A 24,457-nucleotide genomic window follows, 5' to 3' on the forward strand; every position below is an offset into this window, starting at 1 on the left:
CCTAGCGTTGCCGCCGTGCCATGAAGGCGAGGCGTTCGAACAGGTGCACGTCCTGTTCGTTCTTCAGCAGCGCGCCGTGCAGCTTGGGCAGGGCGTCCGCGCCGTCGCGGCGCAGGTCGTCCGCGTCGAGGTCCTCGGCCAGAATCAGCTTCAGCCAGTCGAGCACCTCGGACGTCGAGGGTTTCTTCTTCAGCCCCGTCATCTCGCGGATCTCGAAGAACTGGGTCAAGGCGGCGGTCAGCAGGCTTTCCTTGATGCCCGGGTGGTGGACCTCGACGATCCGGCGGAGCGTGTCGTGGTCGGGAAAGCGGATGTAGTGGAAGAAGCAGCGGCGCAGGAACGCGTCGGGCAGCTCCTTTTCGTTGTTCGAGGTGATGATGACGATCGGGCGGTGCTTCGCGCGGATCGTCTCGCCCGTCTCGTAGACGTGGAACTCCATCCGGTCGAGTTCCTGCAAGAGGTCGTTGGGGAACTCGATGTCGGCCTTGTCGATCTCGTCGATCAGCAGCACGACACGGTCCTCGGACGCGAAGGCGTCCCACAGCTTGCCGCGCCGGATGTAGTTGGAAATGTCGTGGACACGCTCGTCGCCGAGCTGGCTGTCGCGCAGCCGGCTGACGGCATCGTATTCGTAAAGGCCCTGGTGGGCCCGGGTGGTGGACTTGATGTTCCACTCGATCATGTCCAGGCCCAGTCCATCGGCAACCTGCCGGGCCAGCTCCGTCTTGCCGGTCCCCGGCTCGCCCTTGACGAGCAGCGGGCGCTCGAGCTGCACGGCCGCATTGACGGCAACCGTCAGGTCGTCGGTGGCGACATAGGTATCCGTGCCGCGGAATTTCGTTTCCATATCAAACCTTTTCGCGGAAGTTCTGAGTTGTCTCGAGGCGCACAGTAAGCGCAAGGGCAAAACACATCAATGCACGGTGATTGAGGGGTGACAATCCATCGGTGCGGGTGTAAGTGCAGCCCCGAGGGCGCCAGGTGTCTGAGGAGATTTGCATTGGCAGACGTTGGCCTTGACGAGGGAGCCGAGATGAAACCGGAAGTGTTCCTGCCGGAGGATTATCGCCCGGCCGAAGACGAACCTTTCATGAATGAGCGGCAGCTGGAGTACTTCCGACGCAAGCTCATCAACTGGAAGAACGACCTGCTCGCCGAAAGCCGTGACACGATCGAGGGGTTGCAGGACGGCACGCGCGCGATCCCGGACGTGGCCGACCGGGCCAGCGAGGAGACCGACCGCGCGCTTGAACTGCGCACCCGCGACCGCCAGCGCAAGCTCGTGGCCAAGATCGACGCGGCCCTGCGCCGCATCGAGGAAGGCGAATACGGCTACTGCGAGGTCACGGGCGAACCGATCAGCCTCAAGCGGCTCGATGCGCGGCCCATCGCCACCATGAGCCTGGAGGCACAGGAACGCCACGAACGCCGCGAGAAGGTCCACCGCGACGATTGATCCCCGGGGCCACCGCCTGCAGGTCTTTCGGGCCAGTCCGAAAACAGGTGCGCCGGGGTTCCGCCCCGGCGTTTTTCGTCTCCAGATCGTCCGGCGAGGAGAGGACGCATGGCACTCGACGGTATCAGGGTGGCGGTGATCGGCGCGGGCGTCGGCGGGTTGGCTGCCGCCTGCGCGCTGGCACGGCGCGGCGCCGAGGTCACGGTGCTCGAACAGGCCCACGAGATTTCCGAGGTCGGCGCCGGCCTGCAGGTCAGCCCCAACGGGTTCGCGGTGCTTGCCGCGCTGGGGCTGGGCGCGGCGCTGCGCGGCCCGGCGGTGCGGGGCCGCGCCGTCAGCCTGCGCGACTACCGCGGGGACGAGGTGCTGCGCCTCGACCTCGACCGGCTTGCGCGGCGTGACTTCTGGTTCGTACACCGTGCCGACCTGATCGAGTTGCTTGCGCAGGCCGCCCGCGACGCCGGCGTGCGGATCCGGCTTCTGCAGAAGGTTGCCCAGGTCGTTCCGGGTGCGCCGCCCAAGGTGAAGCTGGCCAACGGCGCCGTCGTGCATGCCGATCTCGTCGTCGGCGCCGACGGGCTGAATTCGAAGGTACGGCCGGCAGTGGACGGCCCGTCCCGGGCGTCCTTTACCGGCCAGACGGCGTGGCGCGCGGTGATCGCCAACGACGAGGGCGCGGGCCCGGTGGCCCGGGTGCACATGGGGCCGCACCGGCACGTCGTCAGCTACCCGCTGCGCGCCGGCAGCCTGCTCAACATCGTCGCGGTGCAGGAGCGCGCGGAATGGGCCGAGGAAAGCTGGAGCCGGCCCGGCGACCCCAAGGAACTGCGTGCCGCCTTCTCCGATTTCTGTCCCGAGGTGCGCGGCATGCTCGACCGGGTCGAGGCGGTGGGCCACTGGGGGCTGTTCCGGCACCCGGTCGCCGAGCGCTGGCACGGCGACGGCGTGGTCCTGCTGGGCGATGCCGCCCATCCCACGCTGCCTTTCATGGCGCAGGGCGCCTGCATGGCGCTGGAGGATGCCTGGGTGCTGGCCGATGCGCTGGAGGCCGAGGGGGGGCAGGGGGCCGCGCTGTCCGCCTATCAGGCGCGGCGCAGGCCGCGCGCCGGACGTGTCGTCGCCGCCGCGAATCGCAACGCGTGGAAGTATCACCTTTCCAGCCCGCCGATGCGCGGGGCCGCGCACGCGGCGCTGCGCCTGGGCGGGTGGCTGGCGCCCGGTGCCATGATCCGCCAGTTCGACTGGATCTACGGCCACGATGTGACACGTGGCGGCTGAGTGAAACGTGGCGGCCGAGCGCCGCGCGATCCTTTCTCGCGCATCTTGCCCGGAAGGTTCCCGAATCCCTTGTCGTCGTCGGATCTCAGAGGTCGAGGTCCACCCAGACGGGCACGTGGTCGGAGGGTTTTTCGCGCCCGCGAATCTCGCGGTCGATCCCGCAGCCCTCCATCAGGTCGGCGGCTTGCGGGGTCAGAAGCACGTGGTCGATGCGGATGCCGTCATCGCGCCGCCACGCGCCGCCCTGGTAATCCCAGAAGGTATAGTGCCCCGGGCCGGGATGGCAGGCACGGAAGGCATCGGTGAAGCCCATGTGCAGCACCCTTCGGAAGGCCGCCCGGCTCTCGGGCAGCGCCAGCGCGTCCTCGGCCCAGGCGGCGGGGTTGGCGGCATCCGCGTCCTGCGGGATCACGTTGTAGTCGCCGGCCATCAGCGCGGGCTCTTCGGCCGCGAGAAGCTCGGCGGCGCGGATGCGCAGGCGGTCCATCCACGCAAGCTTGTAGTCGTATTTCGGCCCGGGTGCCGGGTTGCCGTTGGGCAGGTATAGCCCGCAGAGCCGCACGGCGGCCCCGTCGCCCGTGACCGTGGCCTCGATCCAGCGCGCCTGCGCGTCGTCCTCGTCACCGGGCAGGCCGCGGCGGATGTCCTCCAGCGGCCGTTTCGACAGGATCGCCACGCCGTTGAAGCTTTTCTGGCCGTGGGTTTCCACGTTGTAACCGCGGTCCTCGAAAGGCGCGCGGGGAAAATTCTCGTCGACGGACTTGATTTCCTGCAGCAGCACCACGTCGGGCTGCGCGTCGTCGAGCCAGTCGCAAAGCGCCTGCTGCCGCGCCTTGATCCCGTTGATGTTGAAACTGGCGATCTTCATGCGTCTCTCCCGCCGGGTCTGCCGCCGCCTCTATCGCGCAGCGGGGCGGTCGAAACAAGGGATACCCACAAGATGCTCGGGCTCGCCAAATTCTTGCCCCATTCTCGGAATAGTAACCAGTCTGTTGCAAGAAGGCGAACGACCAAGGCGCCCGGCAAGACGGAGGCAGAGCAGTGCCCACATACACCGACCAGACGATCGGCGGCGATTTCGATCCCGGCTACCCGCCGCCGCTGCCCACGACGATCAACGTCGAGACGATCACACTGAACGACGCCGACGGGGACGGCTTCATCAGCCCCAATGGCTCGGACCAGGTCAACGGCAGCGATGTCGTCGCGGTCTACGACGGTGATACCGTCACGATCGACGGCAACACGATCACCGGCACGACCTTCTACACCGCCGATGGCGGGCGCTATTTCACGCCGACCGACGGCTCGGTCCTGCCCGACGGCGGTACTGCCACCGATACCACCTTCGTGTGGTCAAGCACGCAGTTCGATGTGAATGATCTCGGTCCGCCGTGTTTCGTGGCCGGCACCCGCATCGCGGTGCCGGGTGGGACGAAACGGGTCGAGGAGCTCGCGATTGGCGACCTTGTCGAGACGATGGACCGCGGCCCGCAGCCGATCCGCTGGATCGGCCGGCGCACCGTGTGCGGCGATCGCGACCTTGCCCCGGTGCGCATCCCCGCCGGCGCGGTGGGCAACGCGCGTGCCCTGCTTGTGTCGCCACAGCACCGCATGCTGCTGTCGGACTGGCGCGCCCAGCTCTACGCGGGCGAGGATGCGGTCCTGTGCCCGGCCATCGCGCTGGTCGACGGCGGGCGCGCGGAGCGGGCCCCCTGCGACCTCGTTACCTACGTGCATTTCATGTTCGACCGGCACGAGGTCGTCTTTGCCGAGGGGGCGCCGACGGAAAGCTTCCACCTTGGCGATTACCTGTCGGGGGATCACACGGCCCTGCGGCGGGAAATCCTGACGGTGTTCCCCGAGCTCGACGCAAGCCCCGCGGCCACGCGGGCGGCCCGGCCCTCGCTCCGCCGCTTCGAGGGGGCTCTTGTCGCGCAGGCGGCCTGAGCCCGCCCCGCGACCACGGCGCGCCGCCCGTTACATCGCGAAGGACGTGCCGCAGCCGCAGGAACTGGTCGCGTTCGGGTTGTCGATGGTGAACCGCGCGCCGATCAGCTCCTCGGTGAAATCTATGGTTGCGCCTGCAAGGAAAGGTTGTGAAACCTCGTCGATGACCACGCGCTGACCGTCGTTTTCCAGCACCAGGTCGTCATCGGCGGGCGCATCCAGGCTGATGCTGTACTCGAAGCCCGAACAGCCCCCGCCCTGGACCGCCACGCGGAGCGCCTGGCCCTTGTCGCCGGCACCGATCTCGGCCAAGCGTGCGAACGCGCGGTCCGTGACCTTGGGGGGCAGTTGCATGGCAGGCTCCTCGCGGTTTCCTTGTCCTCGCGTTTCGAATATATGACCAAGGGAAACAGGGGACAAGGAGTCCGGCGATGCATGCGCCCTACGCCGCGCATCCGGCCGCGACCCGCGGGCGGCTGGTGCCCGAGGAGGAAAGCGCATTCCGGTCCTGCTATCAGCGGGACCGCGACCGGATCATCCACTCGTCGGCCTTCCGGCGGCTCAAGCACAAGACGCAGGTCTTCGTCGAGCACGAGGGCGATTATTTCCGCACGCGCCTGACCCATTCGATCGAGGTGGCGCAGGTCGCGCGCACGATCGCGGGCGCGCTCGGGCTCGACCAGGAACTGACCGAGGCGGTGGCGCTGGCCCACGACCTGGGACACACGCCCTTCGGCCACACCGGCGAGGATGCGCTGGACGCGCTGATGCAGCCCTGGGGCGGGTTCGATCACAACGCGCAGACGGTGCGGATCGTCACCGCGCTGGAGCGGCACTATGCCGAGTTCGACGGCCTCAACCTGACCTGGGACACGCTGGAGGGCATCGCCAAGCACAACGGCCCGGTGGAGGGCAAACCGCCCGAGACGCTGGCCGACTACAATGCCCGCCATGACCTCGAACTGCACACCCATGCCAGCGCCGAGGCGCAGGCGGCGGCCGTGTCGGACGACATCGCCTACAACAACCATGATCTGCACGACGGGTTGCGCGCGCGGCTGTTCACCGAGGACGAGATCGCGGCGCTGCCGGTCGTGGGCGATTGCTATGCCGAGGTGGACGGGAAATACCCCGGTCTCGATCCCTACCGCCGGCGGCACGAGGCGCTTCGCCGGGTCTTCGGGCTGATGGTGGGCGACGTGATCGAGGCCGCCCGCGCCGCTCTGGCCGAGGCCGCGCCCGACAGCATCGACGCCGTGCGCGGGCTGGGCCGGCCGGTGATCGGGTTTTCGCCCCGTATGCGCGCGGATGTCGACGCGATCCGCCATTTCCTGTTCACACGGATGTATCGCGCACCGCCCGTCATGGAGAAACGCGCGCAGGTCACCCGCGTGGTCGAGGAACTGTTCCCTTTCTACATGGACAAGCCACAGTTCCTGCCGGCGCGCTGGCAGGCGGACGTGCAACAGGCTGGCAGCGAACGCGCGCTGGCACGGCTGGTGTGCGACTACATCGCCGGCATGACCGACCGCTTCGCGCTTCAGGCGCACGCGGAACACCTTGGTGGCCCCGGCGGGCCGGGCGAACGGGGGTAGCGGCATGGCGGACGTGGCGGATGGCGCGATGGCGCCCGTGATGGCCTTCGCGCTGGTGGGGGTGCTCGGCGTGGGCGCGCAATGGCTGGCATGGCGCCTGCGGATGCCGGCGATCGTGCTGATGCTGGCCGCCGGGCTGATCGTGGGGCCGGTGACGGGCCTTTTCGACCCGCGCCGCGACATCGGCGCGCTGTTGGACCCAATGATCGCGGTGGCGGTAGCGATCATCCTGTTCGAAGGCGGGCTGACGCTGAACTTTCGCTCGTTGCGTGGCGCGGCCGAAGGCGTGCGCCGGCTGGTCGGCGTGGGTGCGCCGCTGGGCTGGCTGGGCTCGGCGCTGGCGCTGCACTACGTCGCCGGTCTTGGCTGGGCGGCCTCGGCCGTGTTCGGCGGGATCATGATCGTGACCGGCCCGACGGTCATCGCGCCGTTGCTGCGGCAGGCGCGGTTGGCGCACCGGCCCGCGCAGCTGCTGCAATGGGAGGCCATCGTCGGTGACCCGATCGGCGCGCTGGCCGCCGTTCTGGCCTTCGAGGTGGTGCTGGTTCTGGACGCGGCAGAGACACTGGGCGCCGCCGCGCTCGACATGGGCCGCGGGATCGTGGTGGCCGGGCTGCTGGGGCTGCTCGGGGGCTGGTGCCTGGCGCAGGCGTTCCGCCGCGCGCTGGTGCCCGAGTACATGAAGGTGCCGGTGCTTTTCGCGCTGCTGCTTGCCGTCTTCGCCGTCTCGGACGCGGTGCTGCACGAAAGCGGGTTGCTGGCCGTGACGGTGATGGGAATCGCGGTGGCCAACGCCGACCTGCCCAGTTTCGGCGAATTGCGCCGGTTCAAGGAGCATGCGACCGTGCTGCTGGTCTCGGGCGTGTTCATTCTGCTGGCCGCGTCGATGGATCTTGCCACGCTGGCCGCGCTGGACTGGCGCGCCGGCGCTTTCGTCGCGGTTGTCGTCCTGCTGGTGCGCCCCGTGACGGTGCTGGGCGCGCTGCTGGCCACGCGCGTGCCGTGGCGCGAACGCTGGCTGGTGGCGCTGACGGGGCCGCGCGGCGTGGTGCTGGTGGCGGTGGCCGGGCTGTTCGGTGAACGCCTGCTGGCGCTGGGGTTTGCCGATGCGGAGCGGATCGCTCCGCTGGCGTTCGCACTGGTCGCGGCCACGGTATTGCTTCACGGCTTCGCGCTGCGCCCGCTGGCCCGCGCGCTGGGGCTGGCCAGTGCCGAGACGCCGGGCGTGATCCTCGTGGGCGGTTCGCAGTTGGCCGCCGCGCTGGCCGAGACCCTGCGCGATCTCGAGGTCCCCGCGCTGGTGGCCGACGCCAACCGCAGTCGCCTGCGCAGTGCCCGGGAGGCGGGGTTGCCGGTCTTCTTCGGCGACATCCTGTCGGAGGCCGCCGAGGACCATGTGGAGCTGATGAGCTATGGCCAGGTCGTGGCCATGAGCGACAACGACGCCTACAACACGCTGGTCGCCACGGACCTGGCCCCCGAGTTCGGGCGCGAGAACGTCTTTCAGCTCAAGCGTGCAAAGCACGACAGCCGCCGCCACGAGTTGCCGGCAACCCTGGGCGGGCGTGCCATCGCCGGCGGGGAAGGATACTACGAACTGGCCCGGCGCATGGCCGCGGGCTGGCAGGTGTGCGCGACGCCGCTGAGCGAGGGGTACGGCCCCGACCAATGGCGCGCGGACAACCCCGAGGCGATCGCGCTGGCCGAGGTCAGCGACCGCGGCGGCTTGCGGATCATCCCCGAAGGCGATGAGCCGGGCGACGCCGACGGCACGCATGTCGTGGCCCTTGTCCCGGACCGCGAGGCAGGGGCGGCCAACGGCGGTTAAAGATTCCGCAGCCGGGCGCGGCTAGGCTGCGGCCCGTGCAGAGTGTCTGGAATCTCGAGGGGCGGACCGTGCTGATCGCCGGTGCCGGCGGGCCGGCCGGCGGTGACGTCGTGCGCGCGTTCAGCGATGGCGGCGCGCGCGTCGTGGCGCTGGATCGCGATGAGCCGGCGGTGCTGGCGTTGGCGCGTGCTGCGCCAAGGCGGGTGGAGCCGCTGGCGCTCGATCCGATGCGCCCGGCGCCCTGCCGCCTGCTTGGCGAGGTCTGGGCCGACTCGCCCCTGCATGCGCTGGTCCACCTTCAGGCGCTTGCGGTGCCGGCCCGACCGGGCACGGCCATCCAGTCGGTGGCGGCGCTGACGCGGGCGCTTGGCCCGGCGCTCGTGGCCGGCTCCGGGCGTGTCGTGATCGCGCATGCGGCGGCGGGCGCCGATGCGCCGGCCGAGGCGAGCGCCTTCGCGCCCGCCTTTGCCAGGCTCGCGACCGGGCTGGACGCAACCGGCCCTTGGCCGGCCGGCCGCGTCAACGCGGTGTGTCTGCCGCCTTGTGCATTATCCGGCGCGCCACCGGCGGCGGCGCGCCACGCCATGCTGTTTCTGGCCAGCGATCTGGCCGACGGGATCGGCGGCGGGATTCTGCGGGTCGTGCCCGGCGCGTGTTGAAGGCGCTCCGCCGTGGTGCGTCAGAATTTAAGGTGCAAGCCGATTTTCAGCGCTGTGTGGGAAAACCCGATGTTGGCCGGGGCGACCGACGGCTGGAAGTAGTTGGCCGTGTCGAAATCGTAATGCGCGATCTCGCCCCGCAGGACCGTGTTCGAGCCGAGCTTGCGCTCCGCGCCGAACGCGATGGTCCAGCCATCGAGGGTTTCGGAGGTGTCCGCGGCATAGAACGGTGCACCGGTCGCCACGTTGATGGACTGGGCATCGGCGTCGGCGAAGGCATAACCGGCCGCGCCGTAGATGTGCCACCTGTCCATCGCACCGCCGATCCGGCCGCGGATGGAGCCGAAGGAGTTCAACTCCGTCTGGCACGAAAAGGCCGGGTTCGGACAGGGCGTGCTGCCGGAAATGTCGGCCGCGTTGAACTCCGCGTCGAAGCCGTAGACCAGCGAATTCGACTGCCAGTTGTAGCCGGCGTAGAGGCCGCCGAAGCCGCCGTCGTTGTCATGGTCGGCTCGCGTGCCCGCCAGCGGGAACAGCCAGTCCACATCACCCTGCGCGCCACCGGCCTGCACGCCGATGAAGGCGCCGCTCCAGTCCTCCACCGGCGGGGCAACAGGGGCGGGTTCCGGCATGGGCGCGGGCTCGGGCGAGCCGGCAATCGCGGCGGTCGCGGTCCCGGCGAAAAGGGCGGTTAGAAGTCCTGCACGAAACATTGGCTGATCCCCCGTTACTCGTGTGAGTGGTGAAGTTAGTTTATGCGCTCGCGCGTCGATTGGGCAGGGGTGACCCGACGGAAATATGCAGACCGTGTTATGCGGGACACAAGCCGCGCCGCCCTTGACCCCCCGGGTGCCTCTGGTACACGCACGGCGTCAGTCTGGAGGCGTGACATGAACCTTTTCTCCGAGACCAGGGGGCTGGTCGTCGACAGCCTCGCCGCCATGCAGGCCGAGGGGGCGCTGCCCGCGGGGCTGGATTTCGCGAACGTCACCGTTGAACCCCCGCGCGACCCCGCGCATGGCGACATGGCCACGAACGCGGCGATGGTGCTGGCCAAGCCCGCCGGTGCCAAGCCGCGCGACATCGCTGCCACGCTGGCCCCGATGCTGGCGGCCGACGCCCGGATCGAGTCCGCGGATGTCGCCGGGCCGGGCTTCATCAACCTGCGGCTGGCCGCATCGGCCTGGCACGAGGTGCTGCGCACCGCGCTGGCGGCCGGCGACGATTTCGGCCGCTCCGCGATGGGGCAGGGCACGCGGGTGAACGTCGAATACGTCTCGGCCAACCCGACGGGGCCGCTGCACGTGGGCCACACGCGCGGCGCGGTCTTCGGCGACGCGCTGGCCAGCCTGCTGGATTTCGCCGGTTACGCGGTGACGCGCGAATACTACATCAACGACGGCGGCGCACAGGTGGACGTGCTCGCCCGCTCGGTCTACCTGCGCTATCTGGAGGCGCACGGGCAGGCCGTGGCTTTCGAGGACGGCACCTATCCCGGCGACTACCTGATCGGCGTCGGCGAGGCGCTGGCCGCACAGGTGGGCGATGCCTATGTCGACCAGCCCGAGGCGGTCTGGCTGGCCGAGGTCCGCGCCTTCGCGATCAACGCGATGATGGGGATGATCCGCGATGATCTTGCCGCGCTCGGCGTCGAGATGGATACGTTCTTCTCGGAGAAATCCCTCTACGGGACCGGCCGCATCGAGGAGGCGTTGGACGCGCTCGAGGCCAGGGGCCTGCTTTACAAGGGCGTGCTGGAGCCGCCCAAGGGCAAGACGCCCGAGGACTGGGAGCCGCGCGAACAGACGCTGTTCCGGTCCACAGCGTTCGGCGACGACGTGGACCGGCCGATCGCCAAGTCCGACGGAAGCTGGACCTATTTCGCCCCCGACATCGCCTACCACTACGACAAGGTCAGCCGCGGCTTCGACATGCTGATCGACGTCTTCGGCGCCGACCACGGCGGTTACGTCAAGCGGATGAAGGCCGCCGTGGCCGCGCTGACCGACGGGCAGGTGCCGCTGGAGATCAAGCTGTGCCAGCTCGTCAAGCTCTACAAGAACGGCGAGCCGTTCAAGATGTCCAAGCGCGCCGGCACCTTCGTGACGCTGCGCGACGTGGTCGACCAGGTCGGCGCGGATGTCACGCGCTTCGTCATGCTGACCCGCAAGAACGACGCGCCGCTGGACTTCGACTTCGACAAGGTGCTCGAGCAGTCGAAGGACAACCCGGTGTTCTACGTCCAGTACGCACACGCGCGCGTGTGCTCGGTGCTGCGCAAGGCACAGGCGGCGGGGATCGCGGTGGACGACGCCACGCTGGCCGGCGCGGACCTGTCGATCCTGACGCACGAGGCCGAACTGGCGCTGGCCCGCAAGATCGCCGAGTGGCCCCGCCAGGTGGAGATCGCCGCGCGCATGGGTGAGCCGCATCGCGTCGCGTTCTACCTTTACGATCTGGCCAGCGAGCTGCACGCGCTGTGGAACCTGGGCCACGACAATCCGGGCCTGCGCTTCCTCCAGGAAGGCGACGCGGCCACGAGCGCGGCGAAAATCGCGCTGGCGCGCGCCGCGACCGTTGTTATTTCTGCCGGTCTTGGTATTCTTGGGGTCACTCCGGCGCAGGAGATGCGGTAACAAACCGCGCAACGCCGGGGCGAGGCACAGCAAGAAACCCCGGCGGCCATGCACCGCCGGAGGGAGCGAGGCGAGACATGGCAGAAATGCAGGCAACGCACCCAAGGGCTGCGTACGGGCAATCTGAATCGGACACCCATTCCACATCGCGATCTCTGGCCGGGCTGGTGCACGGGGTCGGGGCCCTCGCGTCCCTGGCGCTCGTCGTCGGGATCGGCGTCTGGGGATACAAGCTGGTCGCCCGCGACGTGAGCGGCGTGCCGGTGGTGCGCGCGGCCGAGGGGCCGATGCGCGTCCAGCCCGATGATCCCGGCGGCAAGCCCGCCCTCAACCAGGGCCTGTCGGTCAACCAGGTGGCCGCGGGCAAGCCGGCCGACGACGCGCCCGAGCGTGTCGTGCTGGCGCCGGCGCCGCTGGATCTCGACGCCGGGACCGCGCAGGCAGACGCGCAGCCCGCCGCGGAACCCGCGGTGGCCGACGCCGAGGATCAGCGCGCCGCGGTTCTGGCGCTGGCCGAAGAGTTGTCGGAGGGGGCCATGCCCCTGTCCGAGAGCCCCGAGGCGGACGAGGCGAGCGGCGCGGAGGCCACCCGCGCGGACGCGGAACCAACGGCCCCGGCCCAGCAGAATACGGCAACCGAAGCAGACAGCGATGCCGCCGCAGGGCTTGGCCGCTCGCTGCGGCCGAAGCTGCGGCCCGCCGCGCTGAAATCCGTCACGCACACGGCGGCGGCCTCGGGCCCCCGCGACGTGGACCCCGAAAACATTCCCGCCGGCACCCGGCTTGCCCAGCTGGGCGCCTTCGAGAGCGCCGAGGTCGCGCGCGACGAATGGCGCCGCATCAGCGACGAATTCGCCTCGGTCCTGTCTGACAAGGACCGGGTGATCCAGCGTGCCGAAAGCGGGGGTCGCATCTTCTACCGGCTGCGCGCCATGGGGTTCGAGGATCTGGCGGACGCCCGCCGCTTCTGTTCGGCGCTGGTCTCGGAAGGGGCCGAGTGCATCCCCGTGGTCACGCGGTGAGCGCGCCGGCGGCCTGTATCCTCGACGCGGACGGGCCGCGGCTGACATCGCGGGAAGCGCGGTTCTTCTCAAGGGCGCAGCCCTGGGGGTTCATCCTGTTCGCGCGCAACGTCGAGGCGCCCGCCCAACTGCGCGCGCTTTGCGACGAGATGCGCGGGGCAGTTGGCCGGCACGCGCCCATCCTCGTCGACCAGGAAGGCGGCCGCGTGCAGCGTCTGGGCCCGCCGCATTGGCGCGAATGGCCCAGCCCGCGCGCGCATGCCGCGACTGCCGGTGACCGCGCCTCGGCGGCCATTTGGATGCGGTACCGGTTGATCGCGGCCGAACTGTCGGAGCTGGGAATCGACGTGAACTGCGCACCGACCGCCGACATCGCCGGGCTGCAGACCCACACCTTCCTGGCCGACCGGTGTTTCGGCGCCGATGCCGGGACGGTGGCGCGCGTGGCCCGCGCGGCCGCGGAGGGGATGATGGACGGCGGGGTTCTTCCGGTCGTCAAGCACATTCCCGGGCATGGACGCGCGCGGGCCGACAGCCATCACGCGCTGCCGGTGGTGGGCGCGGACATGCCGGCCCTGCGCGAGACGGATTTCGCCCCGTTCCGGGCGCTTCGCGACCTGCCGATGGCGATGACGGCGCATGTGGTCTACACGGCGCTTGATCCCCGGCCGGCCACGACCTCGCCCGTGGTGATGGAGGCGATCCGCCGCGACATCGGCTTTTCGGGGCTGGTCATGTCCGACGACCTGTCGATGCAGGCGCTCAAGGGCTGCCCGGAGCAGCGCGTGCGCGCCGCGCTGGACGCGGGCTGCGACGTGGCGCTGTATTGCAACGCGACGCTGGCAGAGCGCGAGGCCGTGGCCGAGGCCGCGGGGCCACTGGCGGGCGCCGCGCTGTCGCGTGCCGAGGCGGCGCTTGCCATGCGCCGTGCCCCGAAGCCGGTTGACATCGCCGCGTTGGAGGCAAAGCTTGAAGCCCTGACGGGGGATGCGTGGCATGGCTGACGAAAGGTTCGAGGACGGTAGCAACGTGGAAAACGTGGCCGACCGGATGGCCGCAGAGACGCTGGTCGTGGACGTGGACGGCTACGAGGGGCCGCTCGACCTGTTGTTGTCGATGGCGCGGTCGCAGAAGGTGGACCTGCGCCGGGTGAGCGTCCTGCAACTGGCGCACCAGTACCTCGCCTTCGTCGAGGAGGCGCGTGCGCTGAGAATCGAGCTGGCCGCCGACTATCTCGTCATGGCGGCCTGGCTGGCCTATCTGAAGTCGCGGCTGCTGCTGCCGCCCGACCCGGCCGAGGACGGCCCAACCGGCGAGGAGATGGCCGCGCATCTGGCCTATCAGCTGGAGCGGCTGCAGGCGATGCGCGAGGCCGCGGCGAAGCTGATGGCCCGCGACAGGCTGGGCCGCGATTTCTTTGCGCGCGGCATCCCCGAGACGCAGACCCACGTGCGCCGCGTGCATCACACCGCCACCCTGCTGGACCTGATGCAGGCCTACGCCCGCATCCGCACGCGCGACGAGTTCCGCCCCTACGCCATGGATCGCGACGCGATCTACAGCCCCGAGGAGGCGCTGGAGCGGATGCGCGACATGATCGGCTTCGCCGGCACCTGGACGGACATCGCCCGTTACCTTCCCGCGGACTGGCTGGGTGAGCCGCACAAGCGCCGCTCGGCCACCGCGGCGACGTTTTCGGCCGCGCTGGAACTGGTCAAGGAAGGCCGGATCGAACTGCGTCAGAGCGAGACGTTCGCGCCCATCGAACTGCGCCGCCGGGAGGATCGCCAATGAGCGACGAGCGCGCGGGCGACACGGGCAACGAGGCGGACAAGACAGCGCCCGAACGGGAACAGACCCTGTTCGAGGCGCCGCCGATGGCCGAACAGGAGCGCATGTGCGAGGCGATCCTGTTCGCCAGCGCCGAGCCGCTGACCGCCGCGGACATCGGCGCACGCCTGCCCCACGGCTGCGACGTGGGCGAGGCGCTGGCACACCTGCGCCGCCGCTACGAGGGGCGCGGCGTGCACCTGGTGAAGGTCGGCGACGCCTTTGCGATGCGCACCGCGCCCGACCTCGGGTTCCTGATGCACCGCGAGGTGGTGGAGACGCGCAAGCTGTCGCGCGCGGCGACCGAGACACTGGCGATCATCGCCTACCACCAGCCGGTCACACGCGCCGAGATCGAGGAGATCCGCGGCGTTTCGGTCAGCCGCGGCACGGTCGACCAGCTGCTGGAGCTCGAGTGGATCCGCTTCGGGCGGCGCAAGATGACGCCGGGCCGGCCGGTGACCTTCATGGTCACGCAGACCTTCCTCGACCACTTCGGGCTGGAAAGCGCACGCGATTTGCCGGGGCTGGCCGAACTGCGCTCGGCCGGGTTGCTCGACAGCCGGCCACCGCCGGGGAACATGCCCGGCCTTGGCGATGCGCAGGGCGACGAGGAAGGCGAAGAGCCCGGGGGTGGCGGGCAGGATGAACTTTTCGACGACTGACCGCGGCCGGTGCCCTGAAATCTGCACAGTCGCGGGTTATATCGCACACGAGCAGGCAAAGGAGGGCGCGATGAACGCCAATCATCTGATCAACATGGTCGTCCGTCTGGTGATGCGCCGCGTCATCGGCAAGGGCATCAACGCCGGCATCGATGCCGTCGGCAAGCGTGGCAAGCGGGCCAAGGGCAACCAGGACGGCGACGACGACGGCGGCCACGGCCCCGACACCGGCCAGACCACCAAGCGCGCCAAGCAATCCATGCGCATGACCCGGCGTATGGGCAGGTTCTGATCCGCCGGCGCGGCCGCGTCAGGCCGTGCGGAAATGCTTGGACAGCTTGAGCCCCTGGCCCTGGTAGTTCGAGGCCAGCGCGGCGCCGTACAGCCGCTCGGGCCGCGCGTCCATGCGTTCATAGACCAGCCGGCCCACGATCTGCCCGTGTTCGAGCACGAAGGGCGCTTCGTGGCAGCGCACCTCGAGCACCCCGCGCGATCCGGCCCCGCCGGCGCCGTCATGGCCGAAGCCCGGGTCGAAGAACCCCGCGTAGTGCACCCGGAACTCCCCCACCATCGCCAGGTAGGGGGCCATCTCGGCAGCGTAATCGGGGGGGATATGCACCGCCTCGCGGCTGACGAGGATGTAAAAGGCGCCGGGGTCGAGGATGATGTGCCCGTTGTCGCCGTGCACCTCCTCCCAGAAATCGCCCGGAGCGTAGTGACCGATCTTGCCTAGGTCGATGACACCGGCGTGCGGCTTGGCACGGTAGCCCACCAGCGTTTGCCCCGCCGCCGGGCGCAGGTCCACCGAGAAACCCAGGCCGGAATCGATCAGCGCCGGCCCGTCCACCAGCGGGGTCTCGGCATGCAGCGCGCGCAGCGCGGCATCGTCCAGCACGGCCTGACCCGCGCGGAACCGGATCTGGTTGAGCCGCATCCCCGGCCGCACCAGCACGGAAAACGAGCGCGGGCAGATCTCGGCGTAGAGCGGGCCGTCGTAGCCCGGTGCGATGCGGTCGAATTCCTCGCCGCCGTCGGTGATTGCGCGGGTCAGCAGATCGAGCCGGCCGGTCGAGGACTTGGCGTTCGCCACAGCCTGCACACCCTCGGGCAGCGCGAGCCCCTCCAACAGTGGCACGACGTAAACGCAGCCCTTTTCCAGAACGGCGCCCTCCGACAGGTCGACGCGGTGCATCTCGAACTCGTCCAGCCGGTCGGCAACGCTGCGCCCCTTGCCGGCGAGGAAGGAGGCGCGCACGCGATAGGCCACGCTGCCCAGCCGAAGGTCGAGGCTGGCGGGCTGGATCTGGTCGGGATCGGTCGGCGCCGCGACGCGGATCTGGTCCGCCTCGATCATTCCGCGAATCTGCTGGCTGGAAAGAACACCGGTCATGACCGCGCCCCGCATGGCCGTGCTGCCCCGGCGGCGCCCTTGGTCCGCGTGCGAGGGCCGGGGCGGGTGGCGATGGTCGGGCTAGCAGGATTCGAACCTGCGACCTCCCGTCCCCCAGACGGACGCGCTACCAAGCTGCGCTATAGCCCGATGGTCTGCGTTTCATACCTGTTTTCGCGGCAGGGACAAGGGGGATTCTGGCAAAATCGCCCGCCCTTTCACCATCCCGGCCGAGGTCATTTGCCCCTGTCCGGGGCCATTCTTGCATGCAGTTCGCGCAGCCTGTCCAGCGACGGGGCGATCTCGCGTGCGGTGTCCTCGGGCAGGTCGCGGCCGGAGCGTGCCAGCCGGGTCAGCAGGCCGGGTTCGGCTGTCGGAGCCGGGGTGTCGTCCGGGTCGGGGGGCACATCCACCACCGCGGGGCGCGGCGGGGAACTCCAGCCGAGGTGTTCGGGCGGGCCGGTGTCTTCGGTCGAGGCCGCTTCGTCGGCGCCGCCGTCTCCTTCGCTGGCTTGCTGCTCGCCGCGCGACGCGGCGTCCTGCCCGGGCGCGGGGGGGGCTGCACCGCCGCGCAGGAAGGCCGGTGCCGGCCCGCCGCCGAAGGCCGACGTGGCGCCGGCAGCGTCCGGTTGGCTGGTCGGCCCGGCGGCATCCTCGCCGGTGTCTGCGGGCGCGGTGTCGCCGGTGTCGGTATCGTCCGCGGCGTGCTGTGCCGGCGGCGTTCCTTCGGTCTGCGGTTTATCGGCGTCGTCGGTCCCGCCGGCGGGACCCGTCGATTCCGCTTCGGACGCCCCGGCTGGTCGCGAGGTATCGGGCGCGGCATCGCTGTCCTGAAACGGTGCGGCGTCGCCCGTCGCATCCTCGTTTCCGGTCGCCGTGGCGCCAGTCCCGGCCTCGGCCGCGGTTTCGGCCGACCCGGTGGAAGGCTCGGGGGCGCCCGGGGCCTGATGTGTCGCTTCGGCTGCCGGTGCGTCTTCGGCTTCAGGCGTGTCTTGCGTGGCGGTCTCGGGCGCCCCGTTTTCGGCAACAGCTTCGCCGTTCTTGCCCTGGGGCGGAAAATCGAGCACCTGCGCCGGGCGGCTGTCCGCTTCGGGCCGGGCGACCCCTTCGATCGTCCGGCTTTCGTCCACGATGTCGTCAAGCGGCGGCGACAGGCTGGCGACGTGCTTGACGCCCTGTTCGCGCAGGATCTTCTGGACGCCCTTGATGGTCATGCCGTCCTCGTGCAGCAGCTTCTTGATGCCGCCCAGAAGCTGCATGTCCGCGGGCCGGTAATACCGGCGGCCACCGGCACGCTTGACCGGCTTGACCTGGGCGAACTTGCTTTCCCAGAAGCGCAGGACGTGCGCCGGCGTGCCCAGCCAGTCGGCCACCTCGCTGATCGTGCGGAAGGCATCCGCGGATTTCGGCATGGCAGGCGGGCCCCTTTCGCCCCGTTAGCGCTTGTTGCCGGCGGCGACCCGCTCCTTCATCAGGTGCGAGGGGCGGAACGTGAGAACGCGCCGCGGCTCGATCGGGACTTCGTCGCCCGTCTTGGGGTTGCGGCCGACGCGCGCCGACTTGTCGCGCACCGAGAAGGTCCCGAACGAGGATATCTTAACCTGTTCACCGCGGACCAATGCGTCGGACATGTGCTGGAGAACGCTTTCCACGAGCTGCGCGGAGTCATTGCGCGAAAGGCCGACCTCGCGGAACACCGCCTCGCTGAGATCCATGCGCGTCAGCGTCTTGTTGGTCATCGCGTTCCCCCCGTCCTGTTCTCGTTATTGAAACAGCATAGGGGGACGAGAATTTTCGAGTCAATAAAGAACGCTTGAAACCGATGCGTTAAACGGATGACTTGCCCCGTTTTTTTGGTGCGATCACCAGCGCAGGACGACCGACCCCCAGGCGAGACCGCCGCCGATGGCCTCGGTCAGGACCAGGTCACCCGGCTTTATGCGGCCCTCGGCCACGCCCACCGACAGCGCCAGCGGAATGGACGCGGCGGAGGTGTTGCCGTGGTCCTGGACGGTCAGGATCACGCGGTCGAGCGGCACCTCCATCTTCTTGGCCGTGCCCTGGATGATCCGGATGTTGGCCTGGTGCGGCACGATCCAGTCGATGTCTTGTCCCGTCAGTCCGATCTTGCCCAGAGCCGCATCGGCGGTCGTGGTCAGTTTCTCGACGGCCTGCCGGAACAGGGGGTTGCCCTGCATGCGCAGCTTGCCCGCCGTTCCCGTGGTCGACACCCCGCCGTCGACGTACAGCATGTCGAGGTAGCGACCGTCCGAGTTGAGGTCCGACGACAGGATCCCGCGGTCCGCCGCGGAGCCGTCGCCCTCGCCCGGGCCGAGGACCACCGCGCCCGCGCCGTCGCCGAACAGCACGCAGGTCGAGCGGTCGGTCCAGTCCATGATCCGGCTGAAGGTTTCCGCGCCGATGACCAGAAGCCGCTCCGCCTGGTCGGACAGGATCATGGCGTTGGCAGTGCTCAGCGCATAGACGAAGCCGGCGCATACGGCCTGCAGATCGAAGGCGAATCCGCGCGTCATGCCCAGTTTCTGCTGCAGCATTGTGGCCACGGACGGGAACGTCAGGTCAGGGGTGGAGGTTGCGACGATGATGCCATCAACGTCGTCGGGGGCGAGCCCCGCGCTGTCGAGCGCCGCGCGGGCGGCGTGCATGGCGAGGTCCGACGTCGTCTCGTCGTCTGCGGCGAAGTGACGGCGTTCGATCCCCGAGCGGCTGCGGATCCATTCGTCGCTGGTGTCCAGCGTCTTTTCGAATTCGCTGTTGGGGACGATGCGCTCGGGCAGGTAGTGCCCCACACCTTCGACAAGGGCGCGTCGCGTCATTCGCGGTCACCGTGGTTTTTTTCTGCGGTCGTGGCATCTTGGGCGGACAACGAGGCAGATGCAACCCGGGCCGCCAGTTTTTCGGAGAAACCGCTTTGTGCCAGCTCGAAGGCCAGTTTCACGGCCGAGGACACGCCGGTTGCGTCCGCCGCGCCGTGCGACTTGACCACGGTGCCGTTGAGGCCGAGGAACACGCCCCCGTTCTGCCGGCGCGGGTCGATGCGTTTCTTCAACCGCCGCATCGAGGTGTAGGCCAGCACCGAGGCCAGGCGCGACAGCGGCGTGAACTTGAACGCTTCCCTGAGAAGGTCCGAGATCAGGTTGGCGATCCCTTCGCCGGTCTTGAGCGCGACGTTGCCGGTGAACCCGTCGGTCACGATCACGTCGCAGACGTCGCCGGGGATGTCGCGGCCCTCGACGAAGCCGGCGAATTCGAAACCCGCCTCGTCGGCGTTTGCCGCGATCAGGCCGTGTGCCTCCTTGAGTTCGGGGCGGCCCTTGTGCTCCTCGGTGCCGACGTTCAGCAACCCGATGCGCGGTCGTTGCAGCCCGAAGCCGTTGCGCGCATAGGACGTGCCCATGAGCGCGTACTGCAGCAGGTCGCGGGCGTCGGCGCGGATGTCGGCGCCGCCGTCGAGCATGACGTTGAATTTCTGCGGGTTGCGCGAGGGCCAGAGCACCGCGATCGCCGGGCGTGTCACGCCTTCCAGCTTGCGCAGGCGCATGACCGACAGCATCATCAGCGCGCCGGTGTTGCCGCAGGAGACGCAGACGGTCGCCTCGCCGTTGCGCACCGAATCGATGGCCGACCACATGGATGTGTTGCGCCCGTGCCGCAGCACGTTGCCGGGCTTGTCGTCCATGGTGACGATGTCGGTGGCATCGCGGATCTCGCACCGATCCTCGAGATGACGTCGCTTGGCGAGAAGCGGCTCCAGCGTCTCGCGCGGGCCGTGCAGGATGAACCCGATCTTCGGATTCTTCTTGGCGGATTTCGCGATTCCCGCCACCACGGCCGCCGGGCCGCGGTCGCCGCCCATGGCGTCGACCGAGATGATGGTGCGCCCGGCACCCGCGTTGGCCTGATGCTGCGGCGCGGTCATGCGGGCGTCAGTCCATGCAGGCTCAGGCCGCGTCGTCGTCCAGGTCGACCTCTTCGGCCATGGCCACCACCTCGCGGTCGGCGTAGTGGCCGCAAGCCGCGCAGACGTGATGCGGACGCTTGAGTTCGCCGCAATTGGGACATTCGTCCGGGTTGGCCGCTGTCAGCGCGTCGTGGGCGCGACGGTTGTTGCGGCGCGATTTCGATACTTTGTTCTGCTGGACAGCCATGTCGCAACCTCGATTTTCATTGGGCCGTAGCGGCCCGTTTCCACGGGGGGTCCGCGGCTGATAATCGTCAACGCGCCGCCGGTTCAACCCCAAATCCAGATGAAGGCGCGAAAATACAGTGAATCCGCGCCGAGGCAAGCGGATTCTCAGTCGTTCTCGTCACCCTTCAGCGTGTCCCGCAGGCCGGCAAGCGCCGCGAAAGGGTTCTCGTCCCGCGGCAGCGGGTCGGCCCCGGGCGGCGCGGCGGATGCATCGCCGTCGGGCGCGCCGTCGGCCCGGGGAAACTGCGGCACCGCCAGCGCGAGCGCTTCGACCATGACATCCCACAGCGCGATCCAATCGCCTAGCGGCTCGATCGTGTCGTCCTCGGGCATCTCGATCTCGTCGCCCGGCGGAAGCGGCGGCGGATCGGCAAGATACTGCCGGATCACGGTTTCCTCGATCCGGGTGGTCACCGGCTCCAGCGTCGCCACGCAATCCTGCACCACGGTCGCGGCGAGCCGCGCCTCGAGCCGCCAGTCGGCCCGGCCCTGCGCGGCGACCTGGCCGTCGAAGGACAGCTTGCGCAACGACTTGAGCCCAAGGGCCCGGGCGATCTCGTCGCGCGCGGCGGAGTCGGGCGCGACATGCACCGGCGTGGGACGGCGCGGCGACAGGTCCGCGACGCGGAGGCGGTGGGCGGCGGGGCCGGTCTCGGGCATTGGGCGGGCACGCTTCCTTTCTTGAACCCGGCGGCGCGGGTGGTGTAAGCGGGATAAAAGGCATACCGGGCCGATATCAAGAGGGCAGTCATGGCTGGCACGTTACTCCGCATCCGCGCGGCGCTTGGGCTTCTCGGGCTGGCGCTGCTGATTTCCGGCTGCTCGGCCCAGTACTCCAACCACGGATATGTTCCGCCCGAGTCGGACCTCGAGGAGCTGGTGGTGGGCGTGGACACGCGCGCCACGGTGGATGACCAGATCGGCGCGCCCTCGGCCTCGGGCCTGCTGAGCGGGGGCGACTATTACTATGTTCGCAGCCGTTTCAGGGAGCGCGGCATGTTCGCGCCCGAGGTCATCGATCGCCAGATCGTCGCGATCAGCTTCGACGACACCGACACAATCGCCAACATCGAACGCTTCGGGTTGGAAGATGGCCGCCCTGTCCGCCTGTCGCGGCGGGTGACGGATTCCTCGGTCGTCGGCAAGGGCTTCCTGCGGCAGTTGCTGGGCAACATCGGCAACTTCGATCTTGGCCAGGCGCTCGATTGACGCGGCGCGTCACGGCGCTGTCACGTCCGTCGTGCTAGGCGGGGCCGCATGACGGCGTGGTGTAACGGTCGGTCGGGGGACGCGGCATGATGACGCTCAAGAAGGGACGCTACCGCACCCGTATCGCGCAGACGGACGACGACGTTGCCGCCGCGCAGCGGTTGCGGTTCATCACCTTCGTGGGCGACGCCACGCGCACGGGCCGCGATGCCGACACCTTCGACGAGATCTGCACCCACATCCTTGTCGAGGAGGCGGCGACCGGCCGACTGGTCTGCTGCTTCAGGATGCTGCCGCTTGAACGCGGGGCCGAGATCGGGCGCAGCTACTCGGCCCAGCACTACGAGCTTTCCGCACTCAGCACCTTCGAGGGGCCAATGGTCGAGATGGGCCGGTTCTGCATCCATCCCGATGTGAATGATCCCGACATCCTGCGCGTGGCCTGGGGGGCGATGACCCGCTACGTCGATGCGCATGGCGTCGAGATGCTTTTCGGCTGCTCGTCGTTCCACGGCACCGATGCAGACGCCTATCTGGACGCCTTCGCCATGCTCAAGGAACGCCACCTCGCGCCGCGCCGCTGGCTGCCGCGGGTCAAGGCGCCCTCGGTTTTCCGCTATGCCCAGAAGCTTCGGCGGCGCACGCCCGACGCCAAGCAGGCGATGCTGCGCATGCCGCCGCTGTTGCGGACCTACCTGCTGATGGGCGGCTGGGTCAGCGATCATGCGGTGGTCGACCGGGATCTTGGCACGCTGCATGTCTTCACCGGCCTGGAAATCGCGGCCATCCCGCCCGCGCGCAAGCGCCTGCTGCGGGCGGCGGCGCAGTAGCTTGACGCGCCGCGCCTGCGTGGATAGCTGGCAGGCATGGCACGCGCCCCGCTTCTGCAACTTTCCGACATCTCGCTTTCCCACGGTGGCGATCCGCTGTTCTCGGAGGTCTCGACGGTGATCCACCCGGGCGACCGTGTGGCGCTGGTCGGCCGCAACGGCTCGGGCAAGTCCACGCTCATGCGGATCATGGCCGGGCTGGTGGAGCCGGACACCGGCGCGCGCACCGTTCCGCCCGGTGTCAGGGTCGGCTACATGCGCCAGCATCCCGAGATGGCAGGCTACGACAGCCTCGGCGCCTATGCCGCCAGTGAGCTGGACCCGGACGAGGCCTATCGCGTGGAGATGGCCGCGGAGGGCCTGGGGTTCGACCCGTCGATCAGCCCCGACACCGCCTCGGGCGGGGAACGGCGCCGCGCCGCGCTGGCCAAGCTGATGGCCGAGGCACCCGAACTGATGCTGCTCGACGAGCCCACCAACCACCTCGACATCGCCGCGATCACCTGGCTGGAGGAGACGCTGCGCCAGACCGGCGCCGCCTTCGTCCTGATCAGCCACGACCGTGCGTTCCTGCGTGAACTCACCCGCGCAACCCTCTGGCTGGACAGGGGAATCCTGCGCCGGCAGGAGCGCGGGTTCGCGCATTTCGAGGAATGGCGCGACAAGGTCTGGGAAGAAGAGGACACCCAGCGCCACAAGCTCGACCGCAAGATCAGGGCCGAGGCGAAATGGGCCGTCGAAGGCATCACGGCCCGGCGCAAGCGCAACCAGGGTCGCCTGCGCAAGCTGCAGCAGATGCGCGCCGAGCGTGCGGCCCAGACGGCGCGGCAGGGCACGGCGGCGATGGCGCTGGAGTCGGGGCCCAAATCGGGCCGCAAGGTGATCGAGGCCGAGGGCGTGGCGAAGGCCTACGACGGCAAGCCGATCCTGCGCGATTTCTCGATCAAGATCCTGCGTGGCGACCGGATCGCGCTGGTCGGACCCAACGGGGTGGGCAAGACCACCCTGCTGAAGATCCTGATGGGCGAGGTCGCGCCCGACGCCGGGACCGTGACCCACGGCACGAACCTGCAACCGGCGGTGTTCGACCAGGCGCGCGCCCAGCTCGATCCCGATGCCACGCTCTGGCAGACGCTGACCGACGATCCCGAGATGCGCGTTTCGGGGCAGGCGGACCAGGTCATGGTGCGCGGCCAGCCGCGGCACGTTGTGGGCTACCTGAAGGATTTCCTGTTCCCCGAATCCCGGGCGCGTGCGCCCGTCCGCTCACTGTCGGGCGGCGAGAAGGCGCGACTGTTGCTGGCCCGGCTGATGGCGCGCGAAAGCAACCTGCTCGTGCTCGACGAGCCCACCAACGACCTGGACATCGAAACGCTGGACCTTCTGCAGGAACTGCTGGACGACTACGACGGCACGGTGCTGCTGGTCAGCCACGACCGTGATTTCCTCGACCGCGTGGCGACGGCAACGATCGCCATGGAAGGCGACGGGCGTGCCACGGTCTATGCCGGCGGCTGGTCCGACTACCAGGCGCAGCGGGGCGGTGACGCCGCGATCGAAACCGGGGAAAAATCGGGAAAAACAAAGGCAAGGGCAGAAAAGCCGAAGCAGAAGTCGAAGGGGCGCGCGCCCGGGCTGAGTTTCACCGAACAGCACCGGCTGAAGGAATTGCCCGGCGAGATCGAAACGCTCGAGGCCGAGATTGCCAAGCTCGAACAGGTGCTGGCCGATCCGGGGCTTTACACACGCGATCCCGACAAGTTCGAGAAGGCGACCAGGGCACTGACAACGCGGCAGGAAAGACTGAGCGCGGCAGAGGAGGAATGGCTGACGCTGGCCGAAAAGGCCGAGGCGGCCGAATGACACCGCGCCGGGTTTGCGCCGGCCGCGCGCCCGATC

26 protein-coding genes and 1 tRNA gene are annotated in these 24,457 nt (G+C 69.1%); 15 read left to right on the forward strand and 12 right to left on the reverse strand.

Annotated elements, in window-relative coordinates:
• Position 1: 1 nt before the first annotated feature.
• The gene (locus CEF10_RS03410) at positions 2-847 is read right to left on the reverse strand and encodes an AAA family ATPase (protein ID WP_101066235.1); all 846 of its coding nucleotides are present in this window, start codon (positions 845-847) and stop codon (positions 2-4) included.
• Positions 848-1,033: 186 nt separating this feature from the next.
• On the opposite strand from CEF10_RS03410, the gene dksA reads away from it, so the two are divergent.
• Together dksA and CEF10_RS03420 are read left to right on the forward strand one after the other, a co-directional pair.
• Positions 1,034-1,456, forward strand: a complete 423-nt coding sequence (gene dksA / locus CEF10_RS03415) for an RNA polymerase-binding protein DksA (protein WP_101066676.1) — start codon at positions 1,034-1,036, stop codon at positions 1,454-1,456.
• A 108-nt stretch (positions 1,457-1,564) separates the two neighbouring features.
• On the forward strand, positions 1,565-2,734 hold the full coding sequence (locus CEF10_RS03420; protein ID WP_101066237.1) for an FAD-dependent monooxygenase: 1,170 nt from the start codon (positions 1,565-1,567) through the stop codon (positions 2,732-2,734).
• Positions 2,735-2,819: 85 nt separating this feature from the next.
• Here CEF10_RS03420 and xth read toward each other — a convergent pair whose 3' ends face one another.
• Positions 2,820-3,602: an exodeoxyribonuclease III gene (xth, locus tag CEF10_RS03425; RefSeq protein WP_101066239.1), complete on the reverse strand. Its 783-nt coding sequence runs from the start codon at positions 3,600-3,602 to the stop codon at positions 2,820-2,822.
• Between the two features lie 173 nt (positions 3,603-3,775).
• On the opposite strand from xth, the gene CEF10_RS03430 reads away from it, so the two are divergent.
• Complete coding sequence (locus tag CEF10_RS03430; RefSeq protein ID WP_101066241.1) at positions 3,776-4,684, forward strand: Hint domain-containing protein; 909 nt, start codon at positions 3,776-3,778, stop codon at positions 4,682-4,684.
• A gap of 30 nt (positions 4,685-4,714) precedes the next feature.
• Here the strand turns inward: CEF10_RS03430 and CEF10_RS03435 are convergent, their stop codons facing one another.
• Positions 4,715-5,038 (reverse strand): HesB/IscA family protein, encoded by a 324-nt coding sequence (locus tag CEF10_RS03435; protein ID WP_101066243.1) that lies wholly within the window; start codon positions 5,036-5,038, stop codon positions 4,715-4,717.
• A gap of 77 nt (positions 5,039-5,115) precedes the next feature.
• Here CEF10_RS03435 and CEF10_RS03440 point away from each other — a divergent pair, with 77 nt between their 5' ends.
• From CEF10_RS03440 to CEF10_RS03450, 3 genes are read left to right on the forward strand one after another with little or no spacing between them, the layout of a single operon-like run.
• Complete coding sequence (locus CEF10_RS03440; protein WP_101066245.1) at positions 5,116-6,279, forward strand: deoxyguanosinetriphosphate triphosphohydrolase; 1,164 nt, start codon at positions 5,116-5,118, stop codon at positions 6,277-6,279.
• Positions 6,280-6,283: 4 nt separating this feature from the next.
• Entirely contained in the window at positions 6,284-8,107 is a 1,824-nt protein-coding gene (locus CEF10_RS03445) for a cation:proton antiporter (RefSeq protein ID WP_101066247.1), read from the forward strand.
• A 35-nt stretch (positions 8,108-8,142) separates the two neighbouring features.
• Positions 8,143-8,766, forward strand: a complete 624-nt coding sequence (locus tag CEF10_RS03450; RefSeq protein WP_101066249.1) for a hypothetical protein — start codon at positions 8,143-8,145, stop codon at positions 8,764-8,766.
• 20 nt (positions 8,767-8,786) lie between these two features.
• Here the strand turns inward: CEF10_RS03450 and CEF10_RS03455 are convergent, their stop codons facing one another.
• A complete protein-coding gene (locus tag CEF10_RS03455; protein WP_157932953.1) occupies positions 8,787-9,398 on the reverse strand; it encodes an outer membrane protein in 612 nt (203 codons plus the stop codon).
• Between the two features lie 258 nt (positions 9,399-9,656).
• On the opposite strand from CEF10_RS03455, the gene argS reads away from it, so the two are divergent.
• The 6 genes from argS (at position 9,657) to CEF10_RS03485 (ending at position 15,211) form a co-directional block, all read left to right on the forward strand.
• On the forward strand, positions 9,657-11,402 hold the full coding sequence (gene argS / locus CEF10_RS03460; RefSeq protein ID WP_101066254.1) for an arginine--tRNA ligase: 1,746 nt from the start codon (positions 9,657-9,659) through the stop codon (positions 11,400-11,402).
• Between the two features lie 167 nt (positions 11,403-11,569).
• Positions 11,570-12,424: an SPOR domain-containing protein gene (locus CEF10_RS03465; protein WP_232796389.1), complete on the forward strand. Its 855-nt coding sequence runs from the start codon at positions 11,570-11,572 to the stop codon at positions 12,422-12,424.
• Entirely contained in the window at positions 12,421-13,428 is a 1,008-nt protein-coding gene (nagZ, locus tag CEF10_RS03470; protein WP_198586138.1) for a beta-N-acetylhexosaminidase, read from the forward strand. The genes CEF10_RS03465 and nagZ overlap by 4 nt, the downstream gene beginning before the upstream one ends.
• On the forward strand, positions 13,421-14,218 hold the full coding sequence (locus tag CEF10_RS03475; protein WP_101066260.1) for a segregation and condensation protein A: 798 nt from the start codon (positions 13,421-13,423) through the stop codon (positions 14,216-14,218). The genes nagZ and CEF10_RS03475 overlap by 8 nt, the downstream gene beginning before the upstream one ends.
• Positions 14,215-14,919: an SMC-Scp complex subunit ScpB gene (scpB, locus tag CEF10_RS03480; RefSeq protein WP_101066263.1), complete on the forward strand. Its 705-nt coding sequence runs from the start codon at positions 14,215-14,217 to the stop codon at positions 14,917-14,919. Before CEF10_RS03475 ends, scpB begins: the two co-directional genes overlap by 4 nt.
• A gap of 70 nt (positions 14,920-14,989) precedes the next feature.
• On the forward strand, positions 14,990-15,211 hold the full coding sequence (locus CEF10_RS03485) for a hypothetical protein (protein ID WP_101066265.1): 222 nt from the start codon (positions 14,990-14,992) through the stop codon (positions 15,209-15,211).
• Positions 15,212-15,229: 18 nt separating this feature from the next.
• Here the strand turns inward: CEF10_RS03485 and CEF10_RS03490 are convergent, their stop codons facing one another.
• The 8 genes from CEF10_RS03490 to CEF10_RS03525 form a co-directional block, all read right to left on the reverse strand.
• Positions 15,230-16,309 carry a 2'-deoxycytidine 5'-triphosphate deaminase gene (locus CEF10_RS03490; protein WP_101066678.1) on the reverse strand — a complete coding sequence of 360 codons (1,080 nt, stop codon included), beginning with the start codon at positions 16,307-16,309 and terminating at the stop codon, positions 15,230-15,232.
• 73 nt (positions 16,310-16,382) lie between these two features.
• Positions 16,383-16,459, reverse strand: a tRNA-Pro gene (locus tag CEF10_RS03495).
• Positions 16,460-16,545: 86 nt separating this feature from the next.
• Positions 16,546-17,721, reverse strand: a complete 1,176-nt coding sequence (locus CEF10_RS03500; RefSeq protein WP_101066267.1) for a MerR family transcriptional regulator — start codon at positions 17,719-17,721, stop codon at positions 16,546-16,548.
• A gap of 24 nt (positions 17,722-17,745) precedes the next feature.
• Positions 17,746-18,048 (reverse strand): integration host factor subunit alpha, encoded by a 303-nt coding sequence (gene ihfA / locus CEF10_RS03505; protein WP_101066269.1) that lies wholly within the window; start codon positions 18,046-18,048, stop codon positions 17,746-17,748.
• A 123-nt stretch (positions 18,049-18,171) separates the two neighbouring features.
• Positions 18,172-19,146 carry a beta-ketoacyl-ACP synthase III gene (locus CEF10_RS03510; protein WP_101066271.1) on the reverse strand — a complete coding sequence of 325 codons (975 nt, stop codon included), beginning with the start codon at positions 19,144-19,146 and terminating at the stop codon, positions 18,172-18,174.
• Positions 19,143-20,249 (reverse strand): phosphate acyltransferase PlsX, encoded by a 1,107-nt coding sequence (plsX, locus tag CEF10_RS03515; RefSeq protein ID WP_101066273.1) that lies wholly within the window; start codon positions 20,247-20,249, stop codon positions 19,143-19,145. The genes CEF10_RS03510 and plsX overlap by 4 nt, the downstream gene beginning before the upstream one ends.
• A 22-nt stretch (positions 20,250-20,271) precedes the next feature.
• Positions 20,272-20,478: a 50S ribosomal protein L32 gene (rpmF, locus tag CEF10_RS03520; protein ID WP_101066275.1), complete on the reverse strand. Its 207-nt coding sequence runs from the start codon at positions 20,476-20,478 to the stop codon at positions 20,272-20,274.
• Between the two features lie 146 nt (positions 20,479-20,624).
• Positions 20,625-21,179 (reverse strand): YceD family protein, encoded by a 555-nt coding sequence (locus CEF10_RS03525; protein WP_101066277.1) that lies wholly within the window; start codon positions 21,177-21,179, stop codon positions 20,625-20,627.
• Positions 21,180-21,269: 90 nt separating this feature from the next.
• Between CEF10_RS03525 and CEF10_RS03530 the strand changes: the two genes are divergently transcribed.
• The 3 genes from CEF10_RS03530 (at position 21,270) to CEF10_RS03540 (ending at position 24,421) form a co-directional block, all read left to right on the forward strand.
• Positions 21,270-21,728 (forward strand): outer membrane protein assembly factor BamE, encoded by a 459-nt coding sequence (locus CEF10_RS03530; RefSeq protein ID WP_101066279.1) that lies wholly within the window; start codon positions 21,270-21,272, stop codon positions 21,726-21,728.
• Positions 21,729-21,814: 86 nt separating this feature from the next.
• On the forward strand, positions 21,815-22,558 hold the full coding sequence (locus CEF10_RS03535) for a GNAT family N-acetyltransferase (protein ID WP_101066281.1): 744 nt from the start codon (positions 21,815-21,817) through the stop codon (positions 22,556-22,558).
• Positions 22,559-22,594: 36 nt separating this feature from the next.
• Positions 22,595-24,421 (forward strand): ABC-F family ATP-binding cassette domain-containing protein, encoded by a 1,827-nt coding sequence (locus CEF10_RS03540; protein ID WP_101066283.1) that lies wholly within the window; start codon positions 22,595-22,597, stop codon positions 24,419-24,421.
• Positions 24,422-24,457 lie beyond the last annotated feature (36 nt).

It is taken from the genome of Roseovarius salinarum, assembly GCF_002834145.1.
GTDB lineage: Bacteria > Pseudomonadota > Alphaproteobacteria > Rhodobacterales > Rhodobacteraceae > Roseovarius > Roseovarius salinarum.

What these genes read in the sequence shown, in the direction of transcription:
- CEF10_RS03510 (WP_101066271.1), bottom strand. Translation starts at nt 19,146, where the DNA reads ATGACGCGACGCGCCCTTGTCGAAGGTGTGGGGCACTACCTGCCCGAG.
- CEF10_RS03435 (WP_101066243.1), bottom strand. Translation starts at nt 5,038, where the DNA reads ATGCAACTGCCCCCCAAGGTCACGGACCGCGCGTTCGCACGCTTGGCC.
- CEF10_RS03485 (WP_101066265.1), top strand. Translation starts at nt 14,990, where the DNA reads ATGAACGCCAATCATCTGATCAACATGGTCGTCCGTCTGGTGATGCGC.
- CEF10_RS03455 (WP_157932953.1), bottom strand. Translation starts at nt 9,398, where the DNA reads ATGCCGGAACCCGCCCCTGTTGCCCCGCCGGTGGAGGACTGGAGCGGC.
- rpmF (WP_101066275.1), bottom strand. Translation starts at nt 20,478, where the DNA reads ATGGCTGTCCAGCAGAACAAAGTATCGAAATCGCGCCGCAACAACCGT.
- argS (WP_101066254.1), top strand. Translation starts at nt 9,657, where the DNA reads ATGAACCTTTTCTCCGAGACCAGGGGGCTGGTCGTCGACAGCCTCGCC.
- ihfA (WP_101066269.1), bottom strand. Translation starts at nt 18,048, where the DNA reads ATGACCAACAAGACGCTGACGCGCATGGATCTCAGCGAGGCGGTGTTC.
- CEF10_RS03410 (WP_101066235.1), bottom strand. Translation starts at nt 847, where the DNA reads ATGGAAACGAAATTCCGCGGCACGGATACCTATGTCGCCACCGACGAC.
- CEF10_RS03500 (WP_101066267.1), bottom strand. Translation starts at nt 17,721, where the DNA reads ATGCCGAAATCCGCGGATGCCTTCCGCACGATCAGCGAGGTGGCCGAC.
- CEF10_RS03420 (WP_101066237.1), top strand. Translation starts at nt 1,565, where the DNA reads ATGGCACTCGACGGTATCAGGGTGGCGGTGATCGGCGCGGGCGTCGGC.
- xth (WP_101066239.1), bottom strand. Translation starts at nt 3,602, where the DNA reads ATGAAGATCGCCAGTTTCAACATCAACGGGATCAAGGCGCGGCAGCAG.
- CEF10_RS03535 (WP_101066281.1), top strand. Translation starts at nt 21,815, where the DNA reads ATGATGACGCTCAAGAAGGGACGCTACCGCACCCGTATCGCGCAGACG.
- CEF10_RS03490 (WP_101066678.1), bottom strand. Translation starts at nt 16,309, where the DNA reads ATGACCGGTGTTCTTTCCAGCCAGCAGATTCGCGGAATGATCGAGGCG.
- scpB (WP_101066263.1), top strand. Translation starts at nt 14,215, where the DNA reads ATGAGCGACGAGCGCGCGGGCGACACGGGCAACGAGGCGGACAAGACA.
- CEF10_RS03525 (WP_101066277.1), bottom strand. Translation starts at nt 21,179, where the DNA reads ATGCCCGAGACCGGCCCCGCCGCCCACCGCCTCCGCGTCGCGGACCTG.
- CEF10_RS03440 (WP_101066245.1), top strand. Translation starts at nt 5,116, where the DNA reads ATGCATGCGCCCTACGCCGCGCATCCGGCCGCGACCCGCGGGCGGCTG.
- CEF10_RS03475 (WP_101066260.1), top strand. Translation starts at nt 13,421, where the DNA reads ATGGCTGACGAAAGGTTCGAGGACGGTAGCAACGTGGAAAACGTGGCC.
- plsX (WP_101066273.1), bottom strand. Translation starts at nt 20,249, where the DNA reads ATGACCGCGCCGCAGCATCAGGCCAACGCGGGTGCCGGGCGCACCATC.
- CEF10_RS03445 (WP_101066247.1), top strand. Translation starts at nt 6,284, where the DNA reads ATGGCGGACGTGGCGGATGGCGCGATGGCGCCCGTGATGGCCTTCGCG.
- dksA (WP_101066676.1), top strand. Translation starts at nt 1,034, where the DNA reads ATGAAACCGGAAGTGTTCCTGCCGGAGGATTATCGCCCGGCCGAAGAC.
- CEF10_RS03530 (WP_101066279.1), top strand. Translation starts at nt 21,270, where the DNA reads ATGGCTGGCACGTTACTCCGCATCCGCGCGGCGCTTGGGCTTCTCGGG.
- CEF10_RS03540 (WP_101066283.1), top strand. Translation starts at nt 22,595, where the DNA reads ATGGCACGCGCCCCGCTTCTGCAACTTTCCGACATCTCGCTTTCCCAC.